Below are 23,096 nucleotides of genomic sequence, written 5' to 3' on the forward strand. Positions count from 1 at the left end.
ACATCTATGCTGGTCGGAAGACCCGAACCGTAGCCAATTCTCAGCCGATGGCAATGCGGCATTGCCGCAGAAATCGGCACTGCGGAGAGATTGGGCGAAAAGGACGAGGATGTGACCAGAGCGCGAATCTTAGCATCTCGACAACGGGACCATAATCGTTATGCTCGCGCCCCACGGCCCGCAGGCAAATCTACGGCAGGAGCCGAAAACAATAAAAATGCATCGGGATTTTGCCAATTTTGTGGAAAAATTTCTAAAAAATAAAGCGGGCGTGAAATCCGATACGGCGGGAGGCCGTTGATCGGGATCAGAACAATGGGGACGTGCGCGGCCCAGAGGCTGGAGCAGGAACCGCCAGGAGAAACGCATTTGAAGGCCGGCCGCAGCGAAATATCGCCGGCCAGGAGGTGAACACAGGAATACCAGTCGTTGGGCGCGAAAGCGCGCCATTCCAACTGAAGACATCAACCGGGCACGGCGACAAGCCGGCCACAGGTCATTGGGAGATCCATATGAAATACAAACTCGCCCTTGCCGCAGCGCTGCTGTCGGCAACCTTCTTCGCAAGCGCCGCCAGCGCCAAGACCTTCGTATATTGCTCGGAAGGTTCTCCGGAAGGCTTCGACCCCGGCATCTATACCGCCGGCACGACCTTCGACGCGTCGGCACACCCGATCTACAACCGCCTGCTCGAGTTCAAGCCGGGCACGACCCAGCCGGAAGCAGCCCTTGCCCAGAGCTGGGAGATTTCCGCTGACGGCACCGTCTACACCTTCAAGCTGCGTCCGAACGTCAAGTTCCAGACCACCGACTTCTTCAAGCCGACCCGCAACCTGAACGCCGACGACGTCGTCTTCTCGATCGGCCGCCAGATCGACGAGAAGAACGCCTGGAACAAGTACATTTCCGGCGCGACCTGGGAATATGCCGATGGCATGGGCTTTCCGAAGCTGATCAAGTCGATCGAGAAGGTCGATGACCTGACCGTCAAGGTCACGCTCAACCGTCCGGAAGCGCCGTTCCTCGCCAACCTCGCCATGCCGTTCGCCTCGATCATGTCGAAGGAATATGCCGACAGCCTCGACAAGGCCGGCAAGAAGGAACAGCTGAACCAGATGCCGGTCGGCACCGGTCCGTTCACCTTCGTCGGCTACCAGCAGGACGCCGTCATCCGCTACAAGAAGAACGCCGATTTCTGGGGCCCCGCTCCGAAGATCGACGATCTCGTGTTCGCCATCACCACCGACGCCGCCGTTCGTTACCAGAAGCTCAAGGCCGGCGAATGCCACCTGATGCCCTATCCGAACGCAGCCGACGTGAAGGCCATGAAGGCTGATCCGAACCTCCAGGTCCTGGAGCAGGAAGGCCTGAACGTCGCCTACCTCGCCTACAACACCACCAAGGCTCCGTTCGACAAGGTCGAAGTCCGCAAGGCGCTGAACAAGGCGATCAACAAGAAGGCGATCGTCGATGCCGTCTTCCAGGGCATGGCGACACCTGCCGTCAACCCGATCCCGCCGACCATGTGGTCCTACAGCAAGGCCACCCAGGACGACACCTACGACCTCGACGCAGCCAAGAAGATGCTCGCCGATGCAGGCGTCAAGGACCTTTCCATGAAGGTCTGGGCGATGCCGGTTTCGCGTCCCTACATGCTGAACGCCCGCCGCGCGGCCGAAATCATCCAGGACGATTTCGCCAAGATCGGCGTCAAGGTTGAGATCGTCTCCTTCGAATGGGCTGAATACCTGCAGCGTTCGAAGGACAAGAACCGTGACGGCGCTGCCATCATGGGCTGGACCGGCGACAACGGCGACCCGGACAACTTCCTTGACACGCTGCTCGGCTGCGATGCCGTCGGCGGCAACAACCGCGCCCAGTGGTGCAACAAGGAATTCGACGAACTGGTGAAGAAGGCAAAGGTCGTCTCCGACCAGGCCGAGCGCACCAAGCTCTACGAACAGGCTCAGGCGGTCTTCAAGAAGGACGCTCCCTGGGCAACCATCGACCACTCCCTCGCAGTCGTTCCGATGCGCAAGGGCGTGACCGGCTTTACCCAGAGCCCGCTCGGCGACTTCACCTTCGAAGCAGTCGATATCGCTCAGTAATTACCGCATAACGACGATTTTGCCGCGGGACGCGTTGCGTTTCCCGCGGCATTTTCTTATGAGACGCCAAAATTTGGCGCAGACGCCATAATTGCCGCCTTCATGGCTTGACAAATCCGTGAACCGGCCACGAACCAAAACCACTAAAGGTTTCGAATGTTTGGCTTCCTTTTACGGCGTATCGCCGTGTTGATCCCGACTTTCATCGGAGTCTCGATCATTGCGTTTTCATTTATCCGACTTCTGCCGGGCGATCCCGTTGCGCTTCTTTCGGGCGAACGGGTCATGTCGCCGGAGCGGCATGCCCAGATCAGCGCCCAGCTCGGCATGGACCGGCCGCTGGTCGTCCAGTATTTCGATTATCTCGGCGGCGTGCTGACCGGCGACTTCGGCTCGTCGATCGTGTCCAAGAAGCCGATCCTCGACCAGTTCTGGGCGCTGTTTCCGGCGACCGTGGAACTGTCCTTCTGCGCCATCGTCATCGCCATCGCACTCGGCATTCCGGCCGGCGTGATCGCCGCGATCAAGCGCGGCTCGATCTTCGACCAGGGTCTTATGGGCATCGCGCTTGTCGGTTATTCGATGCCGATCTTCTGGTGGGGCCTGCTGCTGATCATCCTTTTCTCCGGCACCCTGCAATGGTTCCCGGTTTCGGGCCGCATCTCGCTGATGTTCTTTTTCCCGCCGGTCACCGGCTTCATGCTGATCGACTCGCTGCTGTCGGGCCAGAAGGGCGCGTTCGCCTCGGCGATCAGCCATCTGGCTCTGCCCTCGATCGTGCTGGCGACCATTCCGCTCGCGGTCATCGCCCGCCAGACGCGCTCCGCCATGCTGGAGGTTCTGTCGGAGGATTACGTCCGCACCGCCCGCGCCAAGGGCCTTTCGCCCTTCCGCGTCGTCGGCATCCATGCGCTGCGCAACGCGATGATCCCTGTCATCACCACGATCGGTCTGCAGATCGGCGTCATGCTCGCCGGCGCGATCCTGACCGAGACGATCTTCTCCTGGCCGGGCATCGGCAAGTGGATGGTCGACAGCGTCTTCCGCCGCGACTACGCCGTCATCCAGGGCGGCCTGCTCCTGATCGCGGCCATCATCATGTTCGTCAATCTCATCGTTGATCTGCTCTACGGGCTGATCAATCCCAGAATCCGACATTGATCCGGCACCAAGAAGGAGAAAATCCCATGGCCGATACCACTGTTACCAAGATCGCCGAACCGGTTTCCAGCGCCGCGATGCGCCGCCAGATGCTCCGCGAGTTCTGGTTCTACTTTTCCGAAAATCGCGGCGCCGTTCTGGGCCTCATCATTTTCGTCGCCCTCGTCATCGTGGCGATCTTCGCGTCGTTCATCGCCCCGCATTCGCCGTTCGAGCAGTACCGCGATTTCGCCCTGCTTCCGCCGGCCTGGGCCGAGGGCGGCAACCCGTCCTATCTGCTCGGCACCGATCCTGTCGGCCGCGATATCCTGTCCCGACTGATCTATGGCGCGCAATATTCGCTGTTTATCGGCGTCTTCGTCACGACGCTGTCGCTCACCGGCGGCATCATCGTCGGCTTGATCGCCGGTTACTACCGCGGCTGGATCGATACCGTCATCATGCGCCTGATGGATATCATCTTGGCCTTCCCGTCGCTGCTGCTCGCGCTCGTGCTCGTGGCGATCCTCGGGCCGAGCCTCACCAACGGCATGATCGCCATCGCACTCACCCTGCAGCCGCATTTCGTGCGCCTCACCCGCGCCGCCGTGATGGCCGAAAAGACCCGCGATTACGTGACCGCCGCACGGCTTGCCGGCGCCGGTCCGCTGCGCCTGATGTTCCGCACCATCCTGCCAAACTGCACCGCGCCGCTGATCGTCCAGGCGACGCTGTCCTTCTCGAACGCCATCCTCGACGCCGCGGCGCTGGGCTTCCTCGGCATGGGCGCCCAGCCGCCGGCACCCGAATGGGGCACGATGCTCGCAGAAGCGCGTGAATTCATCCTGCGCGCCTGGTGGGTCGTCACCTTCCCCGGCGTCGCAATTCTCGTCACCGTCCTTGCCATCAACCTGATGGGCGACGGCCTGCGCGATGCGCTCGACCCGAAACTGAAGAGGTCTTAGAGAATGGCGCTTCTGCAAATCGACAATCTCACCGTCGAATTCGAAACCGCGACCGGCTGGTTCCGCGCCGTCGACGGCGTCTCCGTCTCGGTCGAAAAGGCCGAAGTCCTGGCAATCGTCGGCGAATCCGGTTCCGGCAAGTCCGTCGCCATGCTGGCCGTCATGGGACTTCTGCCCTGGACCGCCAAGATCACCGCCGACCGCATGCTCTTCGAAGGCCGCGACATCCAGAACATCAGCCCGGCCGAGCGCCGCAAGCTGATCGGCAAGGATATCGCGATGATCTTCCAGGAGCCGGTCGCCAGCCTCAATCCGTGTTTCACGGTCGGCTTCCAGATCGAGGAAGTGCTGCGCATCCATCTGGGCCTCGACGCAAAAGCCCGCCGCGCCCGCGCCATCGAACTGTTCAGCCAGGTCGGCCTGCCCAACCCGGAAGAGCGGCTGAACCATTTTCCGCACCAGATGTCCGGCGGCCAGTGCCAGCGCGTGATGATCGCCATCGCGATCGCCTGCAATCCGAAGCTGCTCATCGCCGACGAGCCGACCACCGCGCTCGACGTGACGATCCAGAAGCAGATCCTCGACCTGATCATGGCGCTGCAGGCGAAAAACGGCATGGGCCTGATCATGATCACCCATGACATGGGCGTCGTCGCCGAAACCGCCGACCGCGTCGTCGTGCAGTACAAGGGCCGCAAGATGGAGGAAGCCGACGTGCTATCCCTCTTCGAAAGCCCGAAAAGCAACTACACCAAGGCGCTTCTGGCGGCGCTGCCGGAAAACGCCATCGGCGACCGCCTCACCACCGTTTCCGCCTTCTTTGACGGCAATCCGGAACCCGCTCCGGGAGTTACAGCATGACCGACAATACGATGCTCGAGGTGCGCGACATCAAGCGCGACTACGAACTGCCAGGCGGCCTCTTCAAGCCGAAGAAGATCATCCATGCGGTGAAGGGCGTCTCCTTCAAGCTGGAACGCGGCAAGACGCTGGCGATCGTCGGCGAGAGCGGCTGCGGCAAGTCCACGCTCGCCCGCATGCTGACCTTCATCGACGAACCGACCGGCGGCGAACTCCTGATCGACGGCAAGACGGTCGATACCCGCCCCGGCCACCTGACCCAGGACATGCGCCAGAAGGTGCAGATCGTCTTCCAGAACCCCTACGGTTCGCTCAATCCGCGCCAGAAGATCGGCGACGTGCTCGGCGAACCGCTGGCGATCAACACCGACATGTCGGCCGCCGAACGCCGCGACCGCGCCAGCGAAATGCTGACCAAGGTCGGCCTCGGCCCGGAACACTACAACCGCTACCCGCACATGTTCTCCGGCGGCCAGCGCCAGCGCATCGCCATTGCCCGCGCGCTGATGATGAAACCGAAGCTGCTGGTGCTCGACGAGCCGGTGTCGGCGCTCGACCTTTCGGTGCAGGCCCAGGTCTTGAACCTTCTCGCCGACCTGCAGGACGAGTTCGACCTCACCTACGTCTTCATCAGCCACGACCTGTCCGTCGTGCGCTACATCGCCGACGAGGTGATGGTGATGTATTTCGGCGAGGCGGTGGAATACGGCACCCGCGACGAGGTGTTTTCCGACCCGAAGCACGACTATACCCGCACGCTTTTCAAGGCGACGCCGAAGGCCGATATCGACTCCATCCGCGCTCGTGTTGCCAAGAAGAAGGCGGCGACGGCAGCCTAGAACGCCCTTCCAGGCGACGGCATCATGCTTTCCGGAAGTCCTATTTCGGAGAATTGACGAGTGCGGTCGTCGGGCGATTTGAAAGAGCTTGTGCCGTGTCACACCCCCCTCTGTCCTGCCGGATATCTCCCCCTCCGGGGGGAGATCGAAGGAGGTGTGATCAGTGGTCCCTCTGTGATTTGTGGAAGGGGCAGGAAGTCGGCAGAAAGCGGAGTTCGGCAATCTCAAGGCTCCTGGTCGGGCAAGATCTTGCTTCTGGCCGATCTCCCCCCTTGAGGGGCAGATGTCCGGCAGGACAGGGGGGGTATGGCGAGGTACGCCTTCCAATGCTGTCTTTCGGTGATTGCCGTGGATAATTCATCGCCGCATTCCAGTGTCTTCAATGACTTGCTCCATTTCTCATCCACGGCCTCCAGCTTTCCGCCTACAATCCTCCCGCTTCCGTCGCCGGAGTGTTTCGCGAGACGTTCGCGGGCAGGCGGAGGCCGGCGCTTTCATCAAAGCCGTAACGTGCGGGGATGGCGGAAGAGGTAAAAGCCATGGGCGGCAAGTCGAAAGGCACGCCGCTCTATCAAGCCTCCCCCTGGCCGCCGGGCCGGGTTCGGTTGAGCCGTCCAAGTGGCAAGGTTTCCCGAAAGGAAGCCGCGAACAAAGCCACGCAGTGGGGCAAGGTTTTTCACCTGTAGGGGCCGGAAGCCCCGAAAAGACGCCGAAGGCCACGCGAATGCGGAGCCACCTAACTAAACTTATTGAGGTTCCGCATTCGTGTGGGCTCTCCGATCTTTGAAACCACGGCAGGCGACTGCGCGGGCTCAAAAGTGTTGGCCGAAGGGCGAAAACCCGTGGATATCCCAAGAGCCTCTAATCCTTGGTGAGTGGATCCTCGGGTCAGGCCCGAGGTTGACGAGCGTGTTGGGAGGACTGGTGAAAACAACGGTCGTCCCACTTGTGAAAACCTTCATTTGAGGACCCGATTGCTCCGGGACAGCCGGGCACACCCTCTCTTTCGTCATCCTCGGGCTTGACCCGAGGATCCAATCCGCCGGATCGTTCCATCGGCTTTATCGAGCGGTCTTCACTCCACGAACACCCGGACACTCGCCGCCCGCCCCACGGCGTCGATCACCGTCAGTGTCGAATATCCGGCGCCGTCGGGCGTCCATTCACTGGTGCGGCGGCGGGACAGATCGCTGAGCGGCTTGCCGTTGGCGAGCCAGCGGAACGGCGCCCGGCCGCCCTGGAGCTTCAGGACCAGCGGCGAAATATCGCCCGATTGCGCCCCGAGATCGACGCGCGCGCCTTCCGGCGGATAAACGATCTGCGGCGCCGGCTCGCGCGTCGAAGCGGAAATGAGGCCGTTCGCGGTCATCGAGAACCGCCTCTGGCTGATCGGTAGCTCGGCCTGCGCAATGCGGACGGCACCCGGCGGCGCGGACGGCAACGGCGTGATCGGCACGCCGGATTTCGAAAAGGCCTCGAACAGGATCGGCGCCGCCGTCTGATAACCGGCAATCCCCGGCACCGCGCCATTATCCGGCCGCCCGACCCAGACGCCCAGCACATAACGCCCGTCGAACCCGACCGACCAGGCATCGCGATAGCCGTAGCTCGTGCCGGTCTTGTAGGCGATGCCGAGCCTTCGGCTGCCCTGGGGCGGCAGCACGTCGGAGAGAATATCAGCGACGTTCCATACCGCCTGCGGCTCTAGCAGCGGCTCGCCGTCGATCATCCCCGGCTGGTCCTCGATGCCATTGCCGATCCGCATCGGATTGCCGCGGTTGGCGAGCGCCGCATAGGCCTGAACCAGATCTTTCAGCGTGATGCCGACGCCGCCGAGCCCGATCGCCAGACCCGGCGCCTCGTTGGCCGGCAGGACCGGCCGCACATCGGCGCGACGAAAGCGGATCATCAGCCGCGACGGACCGACGGCATCGAGCAGCCGCACGGCGGGCACGTTGAGCGACAATTGCAGCGCCTGCCGGACGCTGACATCGCCCTGATAGGTCATGTCGAAATTTTTCGGCCGGTACCCGAAGAAATCCGCCGGCCGGTCCTCGATGATCGTCTCCTGGGAGACCAGCCCCTGCTCGAAGGCAAGGCCATAGATAAACGGCTTCAGCGTCGAGCCCGGCGAACGATTGACCCGCGTCATGTCCACCCAGCCGGAGCGGCTCGCATCGAAATAATCGGCCGAACCGACCTCGCCGACGATCGCACCGGTCGTGATATCCGCCATCACCATGGCCACCGAGACCTTCGGGCTGAGCTTGACCGAGGCCTCCCTCGCGACCTGCTCCAGCCCCTGCTGGATGCTGCGCTTTAGGGTGGTCTGGTGCTGCCCGACCTTCGGCTCCCTGCGGATCGCCGCTTCGGCGAGATGCGCCGCATAGGCCGGCAATTGCATCCGGCGCCTCGGGATGCCATCGCCCGCCGCCCGTTCCGCCTCGCCGTCGCCGGTGACGGCGGCGACGGCAGAACGCTGGAGCACGCGCTCCCGAGCTGCCAGGGCAATTTTGAAATGCCGGTCCGGCCGCCGGCTTTCCGGCGATTGCGGCAGGGCCACGAGGAGGGCGGCTTCCGCCACCGTCAGCCGCCGCGGCTCCTTGCCGAAATAGGCAAGGCTCGCCGCCCGCACGCCCTCCAGGTTGCCGCCATAGGGCGCATGGGTGAGATAGAGTTCAAGGATTTCCGTCTTGGACAGACGCCGCTCGATCTGGACGGCGCGAACAAGCTGGCGCAGCTTCGCCGCAACAGACCGGCTCTCGCGCGGCTCGATCAGCCGCGCCACCTGCATCGACAGCGTCGAGGCGCCCGAGACGACACGGCCGTTGGTGACGAGCTGCAGCGCGGCCCGGCCGAGCGCCCAGGGATCGACGCCGGCATGCTCGTAGAAACGCTGGTCCTCGTAGGCGACCAGCATTTTAAGAAAACGCGGATCGACGTTTTCGATCGTCGTGCGAAGCCGCCAGCGGCCCTGCGGCGTCGCAAATGCGCGCAGCAGCTCGCCATCCGCATCCAGCACTTCGGCGGAAACCACCCGCGCGTTTTCGAGCGGCGGCGGATAGGCCCTGTCGGCCGCATCGAGGCCAACGATCAGCCCCGCCGCGAGGACAAGCCCGACAGTAAGACCGATCGAAAGTTTCCACCTGAGCTTCATCAAAACGAGCTACCGCTTACTGGGCGGCCAGCACCTCCATCTTGCCGGTCGCGGTGCGGGCCGAGAATTGCGGACGATACATGTCCTCGACCTGGACAGCCGGATGATCGTAGACGCCGGGGGTCACGGCGCGGACCACATAGGCGAGCGTGATCTCCCGGTTGTCGCCGGCACTGCGGTCGAAGGCCGCGACGAAACGGTCGTTGCGGAACTCGGTATGAGCCGCCTGCACCTCTTCGATCCAGTCGAAATTGGAGAGGCTGGCGCTGTTGACGATGCTCGGATTGTCGATCTCGAACCCGGCCGGCAGAAGATCGGTGACGACGATGCGCGACGGCCAGCTATTGCTTTCGGTGATCTTGATCACCGCGACATAACGCTCGTTCTGCTGCGCCTCGCTGACATTCGCCTCCTCGCCATCCATAGAATAATAGGTACGGGAGATCTGGAACCCGTCGCCGCCGGCCGGCAGCGGCTGGGCCGGTGCCGCGACCGTGGTGATCGAGGCCGACAGCGGGTCGGCGCTGTTGTTCTTGACGGTCAGCGGGTGGCCGATCAGCGCATCGCCGGTCATCTGCGACATCAGCGTGCCGCGATGGTCGGCGCCGTTGACCTGCAGGCGCAGACCGTCGTCACCGTTCTGCAACGCGCGGGCCGCGAGCAGCATCCAGGTCTGTTCCTGGGTGCTGGTATATTTCTTCTGCCCCCATTCCTTGGCGACGATGGTGGCAAGCGCCGGAACGATCGGCGGCACCGGCCGGCTTTCGGCGGCGAGCGCCAGGACTGCGGCGCCATCACGCAGCGACGATCCGTAATCCGAACGCGACAGGCTCACCCGGTGGATCTGCGCGTCCTGCGACATCTGCAGCGAGGCGGCAAAGATATTCTTCGACCGCTGCGCGTCCCCATAAAGCGCCAGCGCCGCGGCGATATGCGCCTTGGCGAGCGGCGTCGGGAAGTCGTTCAGCATCGTATCGGCATAATAACGCAGGTCGCTGATCGCGGCCTTGCGGTTGCGGGCGAGCACATAGAGCGCATAGGCGATCTCGTTGCCCTGATCCTTGACGTTGTTGGTGAAGCCGAGCGAATTCTGCAGGCTGTCGAGCGCCTGGACGAGCGCCTGTTCCGGCACGTCGTAGCCCTGTTCGCGGGCACGGCTGAGGAAGTCCGACACGTAGGAATCGAGCCACAGATCGCCGCCGCCCGGACCCCAGAGGCCGAAGCTGCCGGCCGAGGACTGGTAGGACAGCACGCGATAGATCGCATCCTGGACCCGCTTCTTGACCTCCGTGTCGTCGGCAAGGCCGTTCTGCACCGCCATCTGGCTGAGATAAAGAAGCGGCAATGCGCGGCTGGTCGTCTGTTCGGCGCAGCCATAGGGATAACGGCTGAGGCTCATCAGCAATGCGGGAATGTCGAAGGCGGTCGAGCGGCTGACATTCACGCTGATCGAGGCACCGGGCAGGATGCTGTCGGCCAAGAGGTTGGAATCGACCGTCACGCTGGCGCCCGGCTTCAGCTCGACCAGCCGCTGCTGGGTGATCGGCATCGCGGCGGGCCGCACCGGAATATCCAGCACCTGGTCCAGCGACATGCCGGAGGCGTTCGACAGGCGGATCGAAATCGACCCGTCACCCGGTTCTACGCCGCGAAGCGCAAGCGTGACATCCGACTTGCCGCCGGCTGCCAGCGTGATCTTTCCGGTCCCCTTCTGATCGACGGCGACCGGCCTGTTGGTTGTGATGGCAAGCTGATAGTCGCCGGCCGGCGCATCGGTATTGGCGATGTCGAGCCGAAGATTGGTCTGGTCGCCGGGCGCCAGGAAGCGCGGCAGGCTGGCTGTCACCACGACCGGATCGCGGATCACCACGTCCTTGACGCCATGCCCGACGCCGGTCTTCGACCAGGCAACCGCCATGACGCGGGCCGTGCCGTTGAACTGCGGAATGTCGAAGGAGACATTCGCCTTGCCCTGCTCATCGAGCTTGATCGGACCCGAGAAGAAGGCGATCAGCTTTTCCTTCGGCGGGCTCGACTGCAGCGCCGTGCTGCCACCGTCGCCGCCGGTGCGCAGGCGCCCGGTCGCACCGAGCGAACCGTCGATCAGCCGGCCGTAAATGTCGCGGATTTCGAGGCCAAGGCGGCGCTGGCCGAAATACCAGTCATCCGGCGCCGGAGGCTGGTAGCGGGTGAGGTTGAGAATGCCGACATCCACCGCGGCGACGGTCACATAGGCGTCCTGGTTGGCGCCCGCTCCGGCGACCTGCAGCGAGATGTTCAGCGGCTGGCGCGGCAGAGTCTTTTCCGGCGCGGTGATCGACACCGAGAGGTCGCGGCTTTCCGGATCGACCTTCAGCCAGGTGACGCCGATGGCGCGCATCGGCATGCGGCTTTCCTGCGCCTGGCCGGGACGATAGAGCGTCGCGGTCACATAGGAACCGGCGCCCCAGGCGGCGGTGACGGGGATCTCCACCTCACCGCCATCAGCGCCGATGCTCGCGGTCTTGACTGCGATCAGGCTCTCGGAACCGGAGGTGATCATCAGCTCGCCGGCGTAACGCGACGAAACCTTGAGCTTGGCCGTTTCGCCGACCTTGTAGCTCTGCTTGTCGAGCGCGATTTCCAGCGCATCCGGAGTTTCCGTCGAGGTCGCGGTCACGAACCAGCCGGCGTCGAATTCGACGCTGGACGTCGGCCCGCCGATATCGGCGGTTTCGACCTCGAGCCGGTAACGGCCCCATTTGACCGGAACGGAAACCTTGCCGCCATCGGCCGTGACATTCACCGTGCCATTGGCGGCCTGGCTGGTGCGGGTCACCGGCTCGAACCGCCAGGACGAACCCTCGCGGTACCATTGGTAATCGCGGTCGATCTTGATCAGTTTCCAGGGCAGGCTCTGCACCGCCTGCTTCCTGCCGGCCTCGTCCACCATGATCACTGTGAAATTGCCGACCGAATTCTCGCCGAGATCGCCGGAGAATTCCGGCTTGATGCCGATCCGCGCACCTTCGGCCTTGACCGGCAGGGTGATCGACCGCTCGATGGCGCGACCGCCCGCCTCCTGCATGCGCACGACGATATCGGCATTCACTAGCTGAGTCGTCGAAGGCGCTTCGGCGACGGTCGCGTCGAAGGTCGCCTTGCCGTCGTCGTCAAGCGGTTCGAGCTCTTCCAGCGGAATGCGCACCGCCTCGCTCGCCTCTTCATCGACGAGCCCGAACTGGTAACCCGGGAAGGCCGGATTTTCGCGGGTCGTCTTCAGCGCGATCTCGCCTTCGAGGCCGAGGCCGGCGGCCGGCGCTCCATAAAGATAACGGCCGTCGATATTGACCGGCACCGGCTCCCCGATCGCAATCTGCTTGGCATCGCTCACCATGTCGAATTCGATGCGATCCGGCACGAAGTCATCGACCAGGAAGGTCTTTTCGCCGATCGCCGAACCCTTGGGATCGGTGAAGATCTGCATCGTCCAGGTGCCGCGCATCGAGGTCGCCAGCAGCGGCAGGTCGAGCGCGTAACCGCCGAGCGAGCCATTGTTGACCATGCGCCGGTCCTCAACACCATCCGGGCGCAGGAAGACGAAGGTGAGCGGCAGGTTCTCGATCGCCGTCGCATCGATATTGCGGGCGAGCGCCGAGGCGTGCACGGTTTCGCCCGGCCGATAGATGCCGCGCTCCGTCCAGGGCAAGATGTCGATCGCGCCGGGCGCCGGGCGCCCGGTGACGCCACGGTCGGAGAGGTCGAAGCCGGCGCGGGACATGTCGAGGAAGACATAGTCCTGGCCGTTGTTCTGGGCGGCCAGCACGGCCGGGACCATGGCCGCGGTGCCGCGCATCAGGCCGGCGGTGAATACCGCGCGGCCATCCGCATCGGTCTTCGCCGTGCCGAGGATTTCGTTGTTCTTGGCGAGAAGCTGCAGATCGACGCCGGCCATCGGCTTGGCACTGCCGAGCGAGCGGGCGAAGACGTTGAGGCCGTCCGTGCCGGCATAGGTGGTGAGCCCGATATCCGACACCACGAACCATTGCGTCGCCTTGGTATCGTATTCCTGGCTCGTCGCATTGGCGGCGGCCGCCGTCAGCATATAGACGCCGGGCTTGCGGGTCGGCAGGGCTTCATCGACCGGGAAGCTCGTCACCACGTCCTTGTTGAGGTCCTGGGCGATATCGATCGTACCCTGCCAGACCAGTTCGCCGCTCTGCTCCTCGATCTGGGTGGCATTATAGCCGTCCATCTGGGTCAGGAACTGAGAATTGGCGAGCAGCGGTGCGATGCTGCGGTCACCGACCCGGTAGAGCTTCAGATTGGCCTTTTCGGTATTGACCGAGACGATCGGGATGCCGCGGCGCGCGGTCGATGGCAGCACGAAACTGTCGCCGGTGAAACGCACGGTCGGCGAACGGTCCTTGACGTAGATGTCGATATCGACCTGCGCAACAAGCGGCTCATCCACGGAGGACGGCAGGCCGCGGCGTAGCGACAGCTTGTAGCGCTGGCCGTGAGTGAGGCCTTCGACGCAGATCTGGTTGTCCTTGGCTTCCATCGCCTTCGGCGCCTGGCCGTTGAGCACGACAAAGGGCGCATAGTCGACGCCGATCTTCACCAGCGGCTCGGAGAACTGCACGCAGACGCGCGGGTTGGCGCTGTCGGCATCGACCGTGTTGCCGGTCATGCGGAAACCCTGGCGTTCACGCAGGTCGTTATAGGCAGCCTGCACGGTGCGGGCGTTGACCAGCGCAAGGCTTGCCTTGTAGGCGTTGAGCGCCGCGCGATAATTCTGCTGCTTGGCGAGCGCGGCACCAAGAACCGCCAGCGCCTCGGCACGGGTCTGCGTGGTGCGCGAAAGCTGGTAGCCGTTGACCGCGGCAAGCGTGCCTTCGCCATCGGCGGTGCTGTTGTTCCTGGCGGTGCTGGCAGCGCGGGCGAGCTCGATCCACAGCGCACCGTCTTCGGGGATGATCGAGAGCGCGCCTTTGAAATTGTAGATCGCCGTATCGACATTGCCGGCCAGGACCTGGCCCTGGGCGATCGTCTTCAGGTTCTCGACGCCGTAGCCCTGCTGGTTGTCGCCGAGCGTCAGGCCCTCCTTCTGGTCACGCGCCTGCTGGAGAACTTCTTCCGAGAGGAAGGTCAGTTTCGGCGGCGCGCCGATATCGGGTTCGATCGCCGTCACGACGATCTTGCCGGCCGTCGCGCCCTGGAACGGGTTGAGCTGGCTATAATCCGACTTGAGGAAGCACCATTTGGCCTTCTCGTTATAGGTGAAGGCCTTGCAGGCATTGTCGCCGATGCAGGCCGCCTCGCACTGGGGCTGGCTGACATTCTTCACGGTTCGAAGATCGAAGCCGAGATAATCGCTGTTCGGAGTGCTTTCGATCCGCCGCTCGGCCGCCGTCAGCGGCGAGACGAAAGCGAATGCTGAAACGATGAGAGCGAGAAAGCCGAAAAACGCGCGCCTAGACATAGGAGTCCCCCCGTGGCTGCCGTCGGAAGTTGGCAGTTTTCTAATCTATCCAGCGACTTGTCAACGAGCCTTGCAACCTCTTTTTATGAAGAGATTGTCACAGGAAAAATGTCGTGCCGGAACGGATCAGGCCATCAGCCCGGCAGCGGTAAATCCGCCGTCGACGGCGAGAATCTGGCCGGTCACATAGGAGGACTGCCGCTCATCGACGAGGAAGGCGATGGCCGACGCGATCTCCTCCGGCCGGCCGTAGCGGCGCATCGGCACAGTGCGGTTCCACTCCTGGCGCGTCACCGCCGTGTGGTTCTCCTTGACCATCGGCGTCTCGATCGGTCCGGGCGCAATCGCGTTGACGCGGATCAGGTCGTCGGCAAGCTCGACGGCCATGATCTTGGTGAGCGTCACCAGCGCTCCCTTGGACGCGCCATAGGCGGAGCGGCCGAGATTGCCCTTGATGCCGGAGACCGAGGCGATGTGGACGATCGAGCCGCCGCCGTTCTCCCGCATGATCGGGGCGAGCGCCTGGGACAACGCGAATGCGCCGACGACATTCACTTCATACATCCGCCTGAGTTGATCGGTCGTGGTATCGGCAAACCGGACGTTCGAACCGATGCCGGCGCTGTTGACCAGTGCCTGCAGCGGATATTGAAGAGCCTGGCATCGACGGCCGAGATCCGCGATCGCTTTCTCGTCGGTGATATCGAGGAGAACGGTGGTGAGCAGACCGGTCCGATTGCCGAACCGTTCCACCAAGCGTTCGAGCGCTGCGGCATCGCGATCCGCCGCCAGCACATGCCAGCCGGCCTCGATCAAAAACTCCGTCGTCGAAAGGCCGATACCCGATCCCGCACCCGTGACGACGACGCTTCGCATGTTCAGTTCTCCCGGTTTTCGACGATGACCAGTTCGAAAGTGACGCCGACCGGATTGTCGCCCCGCGCCAGCCGGCCGTGATGGATCACGCCGTCCGTATCGACGACCGCGGCATCGATGGAGGCCCGCAGCCCATCCGGTGTGTTTTCGAGCACGCCGTTCTCGATGGCGATCTCGGTCGCGAGGCAGACAATCCGGCGCCCGTCCTCGAAAACGGGCTCGTTGATGCTGCCGATGCCATAGATGCGGGCGTTCTCGATGCCGTGCTCCCGGCAGACGTCTTCGATCGCCATTCCGACATCTTCGTTCGGGCGCACCCGCAGCAGGATGCCATTGCCCTCGACGCTCTCGCCCTTTGCGGAAAACAACGTGAAATTCGTTTCAGGATCGGGGATCGACGAGAAGGTCGCGGTGGCGCTGCCATAACCTTTGGCGGCGATCGGCCGACTGACGATGCTGTCGAATGGCAGCACATGCCCCATGCGCAGAGCCGCTTCGCCGGTATCCCATATGCCGTGGCAGTGCAGGAACGGCGCGCCGTCCCTTTCGCCGACCATGGCCGTCGCAGCCTGGAACCTGCCGCCCGCTTCCGGCGAGAAGGTCGCGCTGTACCAGGCAACATGATCCTCGTCCGGCGAGAAGGCTGGCAGGACATACCGGAACGGATCGCAGGCGCCGCCTTCGATATTGAGAAAGCCGCCCTTGCAGCCCGCCTCGGCAAAAATGCGCGCCACCTCGGCCATGAAGACTTCGCCAGGCCGGAGCACGCCCTCGACCGGCTTCAGTTCCGTCTTCACCGATTCACGTCTGGTAGGCGCAATTGGACCGGGATGCTTCAGTTGACGCAGAGCGGGCACATCATTAGCCGGCTCATTATTGAGCTCGCCGCGAGCCTGCAGTTCTTCCCGGATCATCTTCTTGGTGATCTTGCCATAGGCGGATTTCGGCAGCGCATCCCAGAAGATGAAGCGCTTCGGCATCTTGTAGCGGGACATCTTGCCGTCGATGAAGGCGAACAGCTCTTTTTCGGTCACCGCCGAACCCGGCTTGGCGACGCAGACGGCCACGCCGACCTCGCCCCACAGCGGATCCGGCACGCCGAGCACCGCCACCTCGCTGATATCAGGATGGGTGAGCAGCTTCTCCTCGATCTCGCGCGGATAGACGTTGGAGCCGCCGGAAATATACATGTCCGAGGCGCGGCCGGTGATGTAGAGGAAACCCTCCGCATCCATATGGCCGAGATCGCCGGTGCGGAACCAGCCGTTGCGGAACGCCTTCTCGTTGGCCTCCGGATTGTCGTAATAACCCGCAAACACCGCCGGACCGATGCAGCAGATCTCGCCGGTCTCGTAAGGCCCGACCTCATCGCCCGCGTCGTTCTGGATCGACACCTGCATGCCGGTGCGTTCCATGCCGCAGGTCCCGATCCTGGCGGCTTCGCCGTCCTCGAGCGAATGCAGCGCGGGCGGCAGCACGGTGATCGCCCCGGTCACCTCGCCGAGCCCGAAATATTGCACGATTACGGGCCCGAGGCTTTTCAGCGCCCGCTTCTGGTCCTCGCGATACATCGGCGCGCCGGCATAGATGACGTAGCGCAGCAAGGAATGATCGTATTTTTCGGCAGCCGGATGCTCGACCAGCAGCTTCAGGATGGTCGGCACGGTGAACATGGTCGAGACGCGCCATTTTTCGATCAGCCCCCAGGCCGCGTCGATATCGAATTTTTCGGTCGGCAGCAGGATGGTCTTTACCCCATGCGCCACCTGGGTGAGCTGATGCACGCCCGCCCCATGCGATAACGGGGCGACGACCAGCGCGGCATCGGCGGATGTCACCCCGGGCATCAGATCGCAGAGATGGTTGTTGATCACGAAGGCCATCTGGCCGTGGGTGAGCACGGCCGCCTTCGGCCGGCCGGTCGTGCCCGACGTGAAGAAGAACCAGCAGGGATCGTCGCGTTCGACACGCGCCTCGACCGGCTTTTTGCGATCGAACTCGTCGACAATGGCATCATAGGACGGGCCGAACTCCGCCTCGCCGATCGCGATGACGAAACCGATCTGCGGATTGCTCTCCCGCACCACGCCCGCATGCTCCGGAAACGACCCATTACAGATCAGGCCAGTCGCGCCGCTCGCCTTGGCGAGATAGGCCACCTCTTCCGGCGTCTGCCGGAAATTGGTCGGCACCCAGACGGCGCCGATCCGGAAACAGGCGAACATGCTCTCGAACATCTGGTTGCAGTTCTGCGACTGGACCAGGATGCGGTCACCCTTGCTCACCCCGAAACGCTGCTGCAGCGCCGTGGCCATCGCGTCGATGCGCGTCTCGAACTCTTCCCAGGTCCAGGTCTTCTCGGCCCAGACCAGTGCCACGCCCTGCGGCTCGCGACGCATCGCCTGCGTCACGAAGCGCGCAAGGTTCATCACCCGCGTCGAGCGGGGGCTGAGCCCGCCCCTCGGTTCGGCCTGATCGTCGGCGGCAACCCCAGCGGCTACCGAACTGATCGCATTCATTTCGTCCGCTCCAGGATCGACACGTAATTGGCGACGGCGGCGCCGCCCATGTTGAAGACACCGGCCATCGTCGCCTTCGGCAGCTGCATGTCGCCCGCCTCGCCGCAAAGCTGCATCGCCGCCATCACATGCATCGAAACGCCGGTCGCGCCGATCGGGTGCCCCTTGGATTTCAGCCCGCCCGATGGGTTCACCGGCAGGCGGCCGTCCTTGCGGGTGATGCCTTCGCGGATGACGCGATATCCCTTGCCGGGTTCGGCAAGCCCCATCGCCTCGTATTCGATGAGCTCGGCGATGGTGAAGCAGTCGTGCGTTTCGACAAAACTCAGGTCGTCCAGCGAGACGCCTGCCTCCGCGAGCGATTTCTGCCAGGCCATGCGGGCGCCCTCGAAGGCAATCGGGTCGCGCCGCGACATGGCGAGGATGTCGTTGACATGGTTATGTGCCTTGAAGGCGACCGCGCGTTTCATGCCGGCTGCGACTTCGGGCGAAGCGATCACCAGGGCGGCGGCACCGTCGGATACCAGCGAGCAGTCGGTACGGCGCAAAGGCGCGGCGACGTAGGGGTTCTTCTCGGAGACCGTGTTGCAGAAGTCGAAGCCGAAATCCTTCTGCATATGGGCATAGGGGTTCTTCATGCCGTTCGCGTGGTTTTTCGCCGCGATCATCGCAAGCTCTTCCGAACGGTCGCCGTAGCGCTGGAAATAATGGCTGGCGATGCGGCCGAAAAGACCGGCGAAACCGCCTTCGACATCCGCCTCCTCCTCGCGATAGGAGGCCGACAGCAGGATGTCGCCCGTCTCCCTGGTGGGAAGCGCGGTCATCTTCTCGGCACCGACGACCAGGGCGATCTTGCCGCGGCCGGAGGCGATGAAATCGAGCGCCGAATAGAGCGCCGCCGAGCCGGTGGCGCAGGCATTCTCCATCCGCACCGCCGGTACATGATCGAACCCGTCGGCCGCCATCGCCACCAGTGCGCCCTGGAAATCCTGCTTGGAAAAGCCGTTATTGAACACCCCGACGAAAATACCGTCGACATCCTTCGCCGTGATGCCGGCGTGTTCGAGGGCCGGATTGATCACCTCGGCCATCAATTCCCGCGTCGAGCCCGCTTCGGACTTGCCGAACTTCGAATGCGCCCAACCGACGATCTCTGCTCCTGCCATGACCTTCTCCTTTGTTTCAGGCACGTTCCGGTGTTCTCGAGCGTGCCGTCTGCGGCGCCTTTCGAAGCACCGGGTTTTCCGAACTGAACAGCGATTTCAGCTTGCCCTGCACCCGCTCGACCTCATGGGCCAGTTGTGCCGCAAGCTCCTTCTGGCGCGCCTCGCCCATGCGGCTGTCGATCGCGGCGATCGACAGCGCACCGGCGAGCCGCCCGTCGGGCAGCAGGATCGCCATGCCGATCCCCCACGAATTGGCGATCACCCGCCCGGGGTTGAGCGCGTAACCAAGCTCACGCGTGCGGACGACATCCTCGCGGATGATATCCGTCGAATAGCCCGGATATTGAGCGGCGATCACGCCTTCAATGCGGCCGAGGATCGCCTCGATTTCCGCATCCGGCAACGCCGCAAGCATGGCGAGCGATCCGGCGCCGACGCCGAGCGGGTTCTGGTCGCCGGTCAAGAGCGCGTGGGTGCGCACCGGATGCGTACCTTCCTCGCGATGCAGACAGACGGCGTAGTCGTCGCGCCGCATCGAGACGAAACTCGTGTCGGCGGACTTGGCCGAGAGCCGCTTCAGGCTCTCGGCCGCCATTTCCAGGAGGCCATGCCGACGCGAGGCCAGCATGCCGAGTACGTAAAGCTCCCCGCCGAGATAATATCGGCGGGTAAGCTCGTCCTGCTCGACGAGACGGGACCGCATCAATGCCATCAGCAGCCGCCGGGCGGTGGGTTTGTTGAGGCCGCTATCGGCGACCACATCGGCCAGCGCCACCCCCTTTTCCGCCCCGCGACCGACGATGGAGAGAAGCTGCAGCGCCCGCTCCACCGCCTGCGAGCCGGAAACGGCACCTTCCCGAAGACCCGACGGGATCTCGATCACCTGTTGCATATGCCGCTTCCCATCAGATGCATGCCCGCTACCGATCAGCTCAATGACTTGCCGATAGCCTTTTCGAGGATCGCCCAGGCCTCGTCGCCGTATTTCGACTTCCAGTCCTTGTAGAAATTGGCGGCACGCAGCTTCTCCTGGAAAAGCGCGCCGTCCGGCTTGTTGAACTTCATGCCCTTGCCTTCCAGCTCGGCCTGGACGGTGGCGTTGAGGCCCATCACGTCCTTGCGCTGCAGCTCGGCGGCGGCATTGAAGTGCTTCGAGACGATACCCTGCAGGTCTGCCGGCAGCGCCTGCCAGGAACGACGGTTGAGCAGGATCCAGAAACCGTCCCACATGTGATTGGTCATCGAGACGTATTTCTGCACTTCGAACAGCTTGGCGGTCGTCAGGATGGCGAGCGGGTTTTCCTGCCCGTCGACGATGCCCGTCTGCAACGCCGTATAGGTCTCGGCGAAATTGATGCTGGCGGGCGCCGAACCGAAGGCGGTGAACATCGAGGTCCAGAGCGGGCTCACCGGCACGCGGATCTTGAAACCTTCGAGGTCCTTCGGCGTCGTAATCGGCCCCTTGGACGAGGTGATCTGCCGGAAACCGTTGTCCCAGATCTTGTCGAGCGTCAGCAGGCCCTTCTTCTCGATCTCGCCGCGAACATATTTGCCGAGTTCGCCGTCCATCGCCGGCCAGACCTTGTCATAGCTCGGGAAGGCGAAACCGACGCCGTTCAGCGAGGCATTCGGCACCAGCGTCGACAGGATGATCGGCGACAGGCTGAACATTTCAACGCCGCCGGACCGGACCTGGTTCAGCATGTCGGTATCGGCGCCGAGCTGGCTCGACGGGAAGATGTTGATGGCCATGCGGCCGCCGCTCTCCTCCTGGATCTTGGCGACCGCTTCCTTGGCGCGGACGTTCATCGGATGCGTCAGCGCCTGGTTGTTGGCGAACTTGTAGGTGAACTCGGCGGCGTTGGCCGGCCGCGTGCGGATTGAAAAGGTCGTGGCGATGCCGGTCGTGGCCGCGCCCAAAAGAAGCGTTCTGCGGTTGACGTTCATGAAATCCTCCTCCGATTTCGTCCCAGTTTTTTGCCTCACAGCCATTAGAGAAAGGCGGTCGAGAAGTAGGGCACGGCAGCGATCACCAGAAGGCCGATCATCAGCGCGCCGATATAGGGCCAGATGGCCTTCATGGCTTCGTCCGGCGAGACGTTGCCGATCTTGCAGGCGATATAGAAACCGATGCCGATCGGCGGCGTCATCAGGCCGATATTCATCGCCGTCACCACCACCATGGAATAATGGATGTCGTTGATGCCGAGCGAACGGGCGACCGGAAACATGATCGGCGCCATCAGCACGATCGCCGGCAGGCCTTCCAGCACGCAGCCAAGCACCATGAAGATCAGGATGGTGACGCCCATGAAGGTCAGCCAGCCGCCCGGCAGCCCCTGCACCGCCTCGACGAGCTGCGCCGCGAACCCGGTCTGGGTTAGCGCCCAGGCCATGGCGGAGGCCGCGCCGAGGATCATCAGGATCGCACCGGAGAGTGCCGCCGTCTCCACCAGCATGGAATAGAGCTTCTTCAGGCTGATGCCGCCATAAAGCGTCGCGCCGATGATCATCGCGTAGAGCACGGCGATCGTCGAAACTTCGGTCGCGGTCGCAATCCCCTCGCCGACGGCTGTGCGGATCAGGAAGGGCAATACCAGTGCGGGCGCAGCGACCAGCAGCGCTTTCTTGATCACCGACAGCGGCGCACGGCGCACGCCAGCCATGGATTCGTGCCGCGCCTTCCAGCGCGCAAGGATCGCCAGCACCAGCAGCAGGACCATGGCGATGGCGAAACCGGAAGTGAACAGCCCGGCGATCGAGACGCCCGCGGCGGATCCGAGCACGATCAGCACGATCGACGGCGGCACGGTTTCCGCCATCGCCGCGCCGGTCGCCAGCAGCGCGATCATCTCCGGCGGCTTGTGGCCGCGGCGTTTCATTTCCGGAAACAACGCCGGAGCGACGGTCGCCATGTCCGAGACCTTGGAACCGGAAATGCCGGAGACGAGGAACATCGAGCCGAGCAGGACATAGGACATGCCGGCGCGGACATGGCCGAGCAGCGAGGCCAGCACCTCGACGATCGCCTTGCCCATGCCGGTCGCGTCGAGCACGCAGCCGAGCAGCACGAAGATCGGCACCGACAGCAGGATGATGCTCGACATGCCCTCGTCCATGCGGCCGATCATCACGAACACCGGCACCGAGGTCGTAAACGTCAGGAAAGCCAGGGTGCCGAGGCCGAAGCAGAAGGCGATCGGCACGCCGAGAACCAGGAACAGCGCCACGAAACCGACGAGGAAGATCGGGATGTTCCAGTTGCCGATCTGCTTCAGGCCTGGCCCGGCGAGCCAGAGAAGCGCCGTCACGGCGGCGATGATCACCACGGACATGGCGACCTGCCTGAAGGTCGATCCCTTCAGCGCATTGACGACCGCCAGAATCAGCATCAGCCCGACACCGACCGGCAGGGCCGCGGCGCGAAAGCTCATCGGAATGTTGAGCGCAGCCGAGGTGATGTAAGATTCCTCGATGGCATATTCATAAGCCGGCCGCAGCATCACGCCGAGGAAGAGCGCCATCAGCAGCAGAGCCAGCGTATTCGCCAAGCCGTGCAGCTTTTCCGGCAGCATGCCGACGAAGAGGGTCAGCCGCAGGTGCTCGCTGCGATCGACGGCCATGGCCGAACCGAGCATGGCAAGCCAGAGGAAGGAAATCGATGCCACCTCGTCGATCCATACGACCGGCAGCGAGAAGACATAGCGGGAAATGACACCTGCCAATAGAAGCGCGATGATGCCGACGAGAAGGGCAGCGGCAATCGCCTCCGCCGGCCGCATCCAGGCGGAGCCGCTCTGCTGCGGCGCCACGCCCTCGAGCCCGGCGAGCAGAGAAGCCTCATCCATGGGCTCGATCGTGTTATGGGCTGCCGTCACGCATCATCCTCCTCTGTGCTGCGCAGGAGACAGACGGAAGAACGCTCCGGATCGATCGCGGATCGAACCGCAATCCAGGCGGACCACACCCCTCTCCGGCGTGCCCGCTTCTCCTCCCGGCGT

At 63.5% G+C, this 23,096-nt stretch carries 13 protein-coding genes and 1 pseudogene; 5 read left to right on the forward strand and 9 right to left on the reverse strand.

Features of this window, described 5'->3' with window-relative positions; genetic code table 11:
• The first annotated feature begins 512 nt into the window (after positions 1–512).
• The 5 genes from ACSQ8R_RS18490 to ACSQ8R_RS18510 all read left to right on the forward strand — a co-directional run bounded on the left by ACSQ8R_RS18490 (position 513) and on the right by ACSQ8R_RS18510 (position 5,913).
• Positions 513–2,108, forward strand: a complete 1,596-nt coding sequence (locus tag ACSQ8R_RS18490) for an ABC transporter substrate-binding protein (RefSeq protein WP_436254717.1) — start codon at positions 513–515, stop codon at positions 2,106–2,108.
• 156 nt (positions 2,109–2,264) lie between these two features.
• Positions 2,265–3,269: an ABC transporter permease subunit gene (locus tag ACSQ8R_RS18495; protein WP_436254718.1), complete on the forward strand. Its 1,005-nt coding sequence runs from the start codon at positions 2,265–2,267 to the stop codon at positions 3,267–3,269.
• A gap of 26 nt (positions 3,270–3,295) precedes the next feature.
• Positions 3,296–4,213: an ABC transporter permease subunit gene (locus ACSQ8R_RS18500; protein ID WP_436254719.1), complete on the forward strand. Its 918-nt coding sequence runs from the start codon at positions 3,296–3,298 to the stop codon at positions 4,211–4,213.
• Positions 4,214–4,216: 3 nt separating this feature from the next.
• The gene (locus ACSQ8R_RS18505) at positions 4,217–5,074 is read left to right on the forward strand and encodes an ABC transporter ATP-binding protein (protein WP_436254720.1); all 858 of its coding nucleotides are present in this window, start codon (positions 4,217–4,219) and stop codon (positions 5,072–5,074) included.
• The gene (locus tag ACSQ8R_RS18510) at positions 5,071–5,913 is read left to right on the forward strand and encodes a dipeptide ABC transporter ATP-binding protein (RefSeq protein ID WP_436254721.1); all 843 of its coding nucleotides are present in this window, start codon (positions 5,071–5,073) and stop codon (positions 5,911–5,913) included. Before ACSQ8R_RS18505 ends, ACSQ8R_RS18510 begins: the two co-directional genes overlap by 4 nt.
• Positions 5,914–6,988: 1,075 nt before the next feature.
• Here the strand turns inward: ACSQ8R_RS18510 and pbpC are convergent.
• The 9 genes and pseudogenes from pbpC to ACSQ8R_RS18555 all read right to left on the reverse strand — a co-directional run bounded on the left by pbpC (position 6,989) and on the right by ACSQ8R_RS18555 (position 22,943).
• Positions 6,989–9,070: a penicillin-binding protein 1C gene (gene pbpC, locus ACSQ8R_RS18515; RefSeq protein WP_436254722.1), complete on the reverse strand. Its 2,082-nt coding sequence runs from the start codon at positions 9,068–9,070 to the stop codon at positions 6,989–6,991.
• 16 nt (positions 9,071–9,086) lie between these two features.
• Positions 9,087–14,534: an alpha-2-macroglobulin family protein gene (locus tag ACSQ8R_RS18520; RefSeq protein WP_436254723.1), complete on the reverse strand. Its 5,448-nt coding sequence runs from the start codon at positions 14,532–14,534 to the stop codon at positions 9,087–9,089.
• 126 nt (positions 14,535–14,660) lie between these two features.
• Complete coding sequence (locus ACSQ8R_RS18525) at positions 14,661–15,410, reverse strand: SDR family NAD(P)-dependent oxidoreductase (RefSeq protein ID WP_436254724.1); 750 nt, start codon at positions 15,408–15,410, stop codon at positions 14,661–14,663.
• Between the two features lie 2 nt (positions 15,411–15,412).
• The gene (locus ACSQ8R_RS18530; protein ID WP_436255515.1) at positions 15,413–16,153 is read right to left on the reverse strand and encodes a PCC domain-containing protein; all 741 of its coding nucleotides are present in this window, start codon (positions 16,151–16,153) and stop codon (positions 15,413–15,415) included.
• 135 nt (positions 16,154–16,288) lie between these two features.
• A pseudogene (locus ACSQ8R_RS18535) lies at positions 16,289–17,929 on the reverse strand (acyl-CoA synthetase); the annotation flags it as partial.
• Entirely contained in the window at positions 17,926–19,095 is a 1,170-nt protein-coding gene (locus ACSQ8R_RS18540; RefSeq protein WP_436254725.1) for an acetyl-CoA acetyltransferase, read from the reverse strand. The pseudogene ACSQ8R_RS18535 and the gene ACSQ8R_RS18540, both read right to left, overlap by 4 nt.
• Positions 19,096–19,111: 16 nt before the next feature.
• On the reverse strand, positions 19,112–19,987 hold the full coding sequence (locus ACSQ8R_RS18545; RefSeq protein ID WP_436254726.1) for an IclR family transcriptional regulator: 876 nt from the start codon (positions 19,985–19,987) through the stop codon (positions 19,112–19,114).
• 35 nt (positions 19,988–20,022) lie between these two features.
• A complete protein-coding gene (locus ACSQ8R_RS18550; protein ID WP_046638027.1) occupies positions 20,023–21,042 on the reverse strand; it encodes a TRAP transporter substrate-binding protein in 1,020 nt (339 codons plus the stop codon).
• 44 nt (positions 21,043–21,086) lie between these two features.
• Positions 21,087–22,943 (reverse strand): TRAP transporter large permease subunit, encoded by a 1,857-nt coding sequence (locus ACSQ8R_RS18555; RefSeq protein WP_436255516.1) that lies wholly within the window; start codon positions 22,941–22,943, stop codon positions 21,087–21,089.
• Between the last annotated feature and the right edge of the window lie 153 nt (positions 22,944–23,096).

Source organism: Neorhizobium sp. LjRoot104 (genome assembly GCF_964253725.1).
Taxonomy (GTDB): Bacteria; Pseudomonadota; Alphaproteobacteria; order Rhizobiales; family Rhizobiaceae; genus Neorhizobium.

Bases quoted from the DNA above. Each gene is read 5' to 3' on its own strand.
- ACSQ8R_RS18555 (WP_436255516.1), bottom strand. From the start codon at position 22,943: ATGGATGAGGCTTCTCTGCTCGCCGGGCTCGAGGGCGTGGCGCCGCAG.
- ACSQ8R_RS18505 (WP_436254720.1), top strand. From the start codon at position 4,217: ATGGCGCTTCTGCAAATCGACAATCTCACCGTCGAATTCGAAACCGCG.
- ACSQ8R_RS18490 (WP_436254717.1), top strand. From the start codon at position 513: ATGAAATACAAACTCGCCCTTGCCGCAGCGCTGCTGTCGGCAACCTTC.
- ACSQ8R_RS18540 (WP_436254725.1), bottom strand. From the start codon at position 19,095: ATGGCAGGAGCAGAGATCGTCGGTTGGGCGCATTCGAAGTTCGGCAAG.
- ACSQ8R_RS18520 (WP_436254723.1), bottom strand. From the start codon at position 14,534: ATGTCTAGGCGCGCGTTTTTCGGCTTTCTCGCTCTCATCGTTTCAGCA.
- ACSQ8R_RS18495 (WP_436254718.1), top strand. From the start codon at position 2,265: ATGTTTGGCTTCCTTTTACGGCGTATCGCCGTGTTGATCCCGACTTTC.
- pbpC (WP_436254722.1), bottom strand. From the start codon at position 9,070: ATGAAGCTCAGGTGGAAACTTTCGATCGGTCTTACTGTCGGGCTTGTC.
- ACSQ8R_RS18500 (WP_436254719.1), top strand. From the start codon at position 3,296: ATGGCCGATACCACTGTTACCAAGATCGCCGAACCGGTTTCCAGCGCC.
- ACSQ8R_RS18525 (WP_436254724.1), bottom strand. From the start codon at position 15,410: ATGCGAAGCGTCGTCGTCACGGGTGCGGGATCGGGTATCGGCCTTTCG.
- ACSQ8R_RS18545 (WP_436254726.1), bottom strand. From the start codon at position 19,987: ATGCAACAGGTGATCGAGATCCCGTCGGGTCTTCGGGAAGGTGCCGTT.
- ACSQ8R_RS18530 (WP_436255515.1), bottom strand. From the start codon at position 16,153: ATGGCCGAGGTGGCGCGCATTTTTGCCGAGGCGGGCTGCAAGGGCGGC.
- ACSQ8R_RS18550 (WP_046638027.1), bottom strand. From the start codon at position 21,042: ATGAACGTCAACCGCAGAACGCTTCTTTTGGGCGCGGCCACGACCGGC.
- ACSQ8R_RS18510 (WP_436254721.1), top strand. From the start codon at position 5,071: ATGACCGACAATACGATGCTCGAGGTGCGCGACATCAAGCGCGACTAC.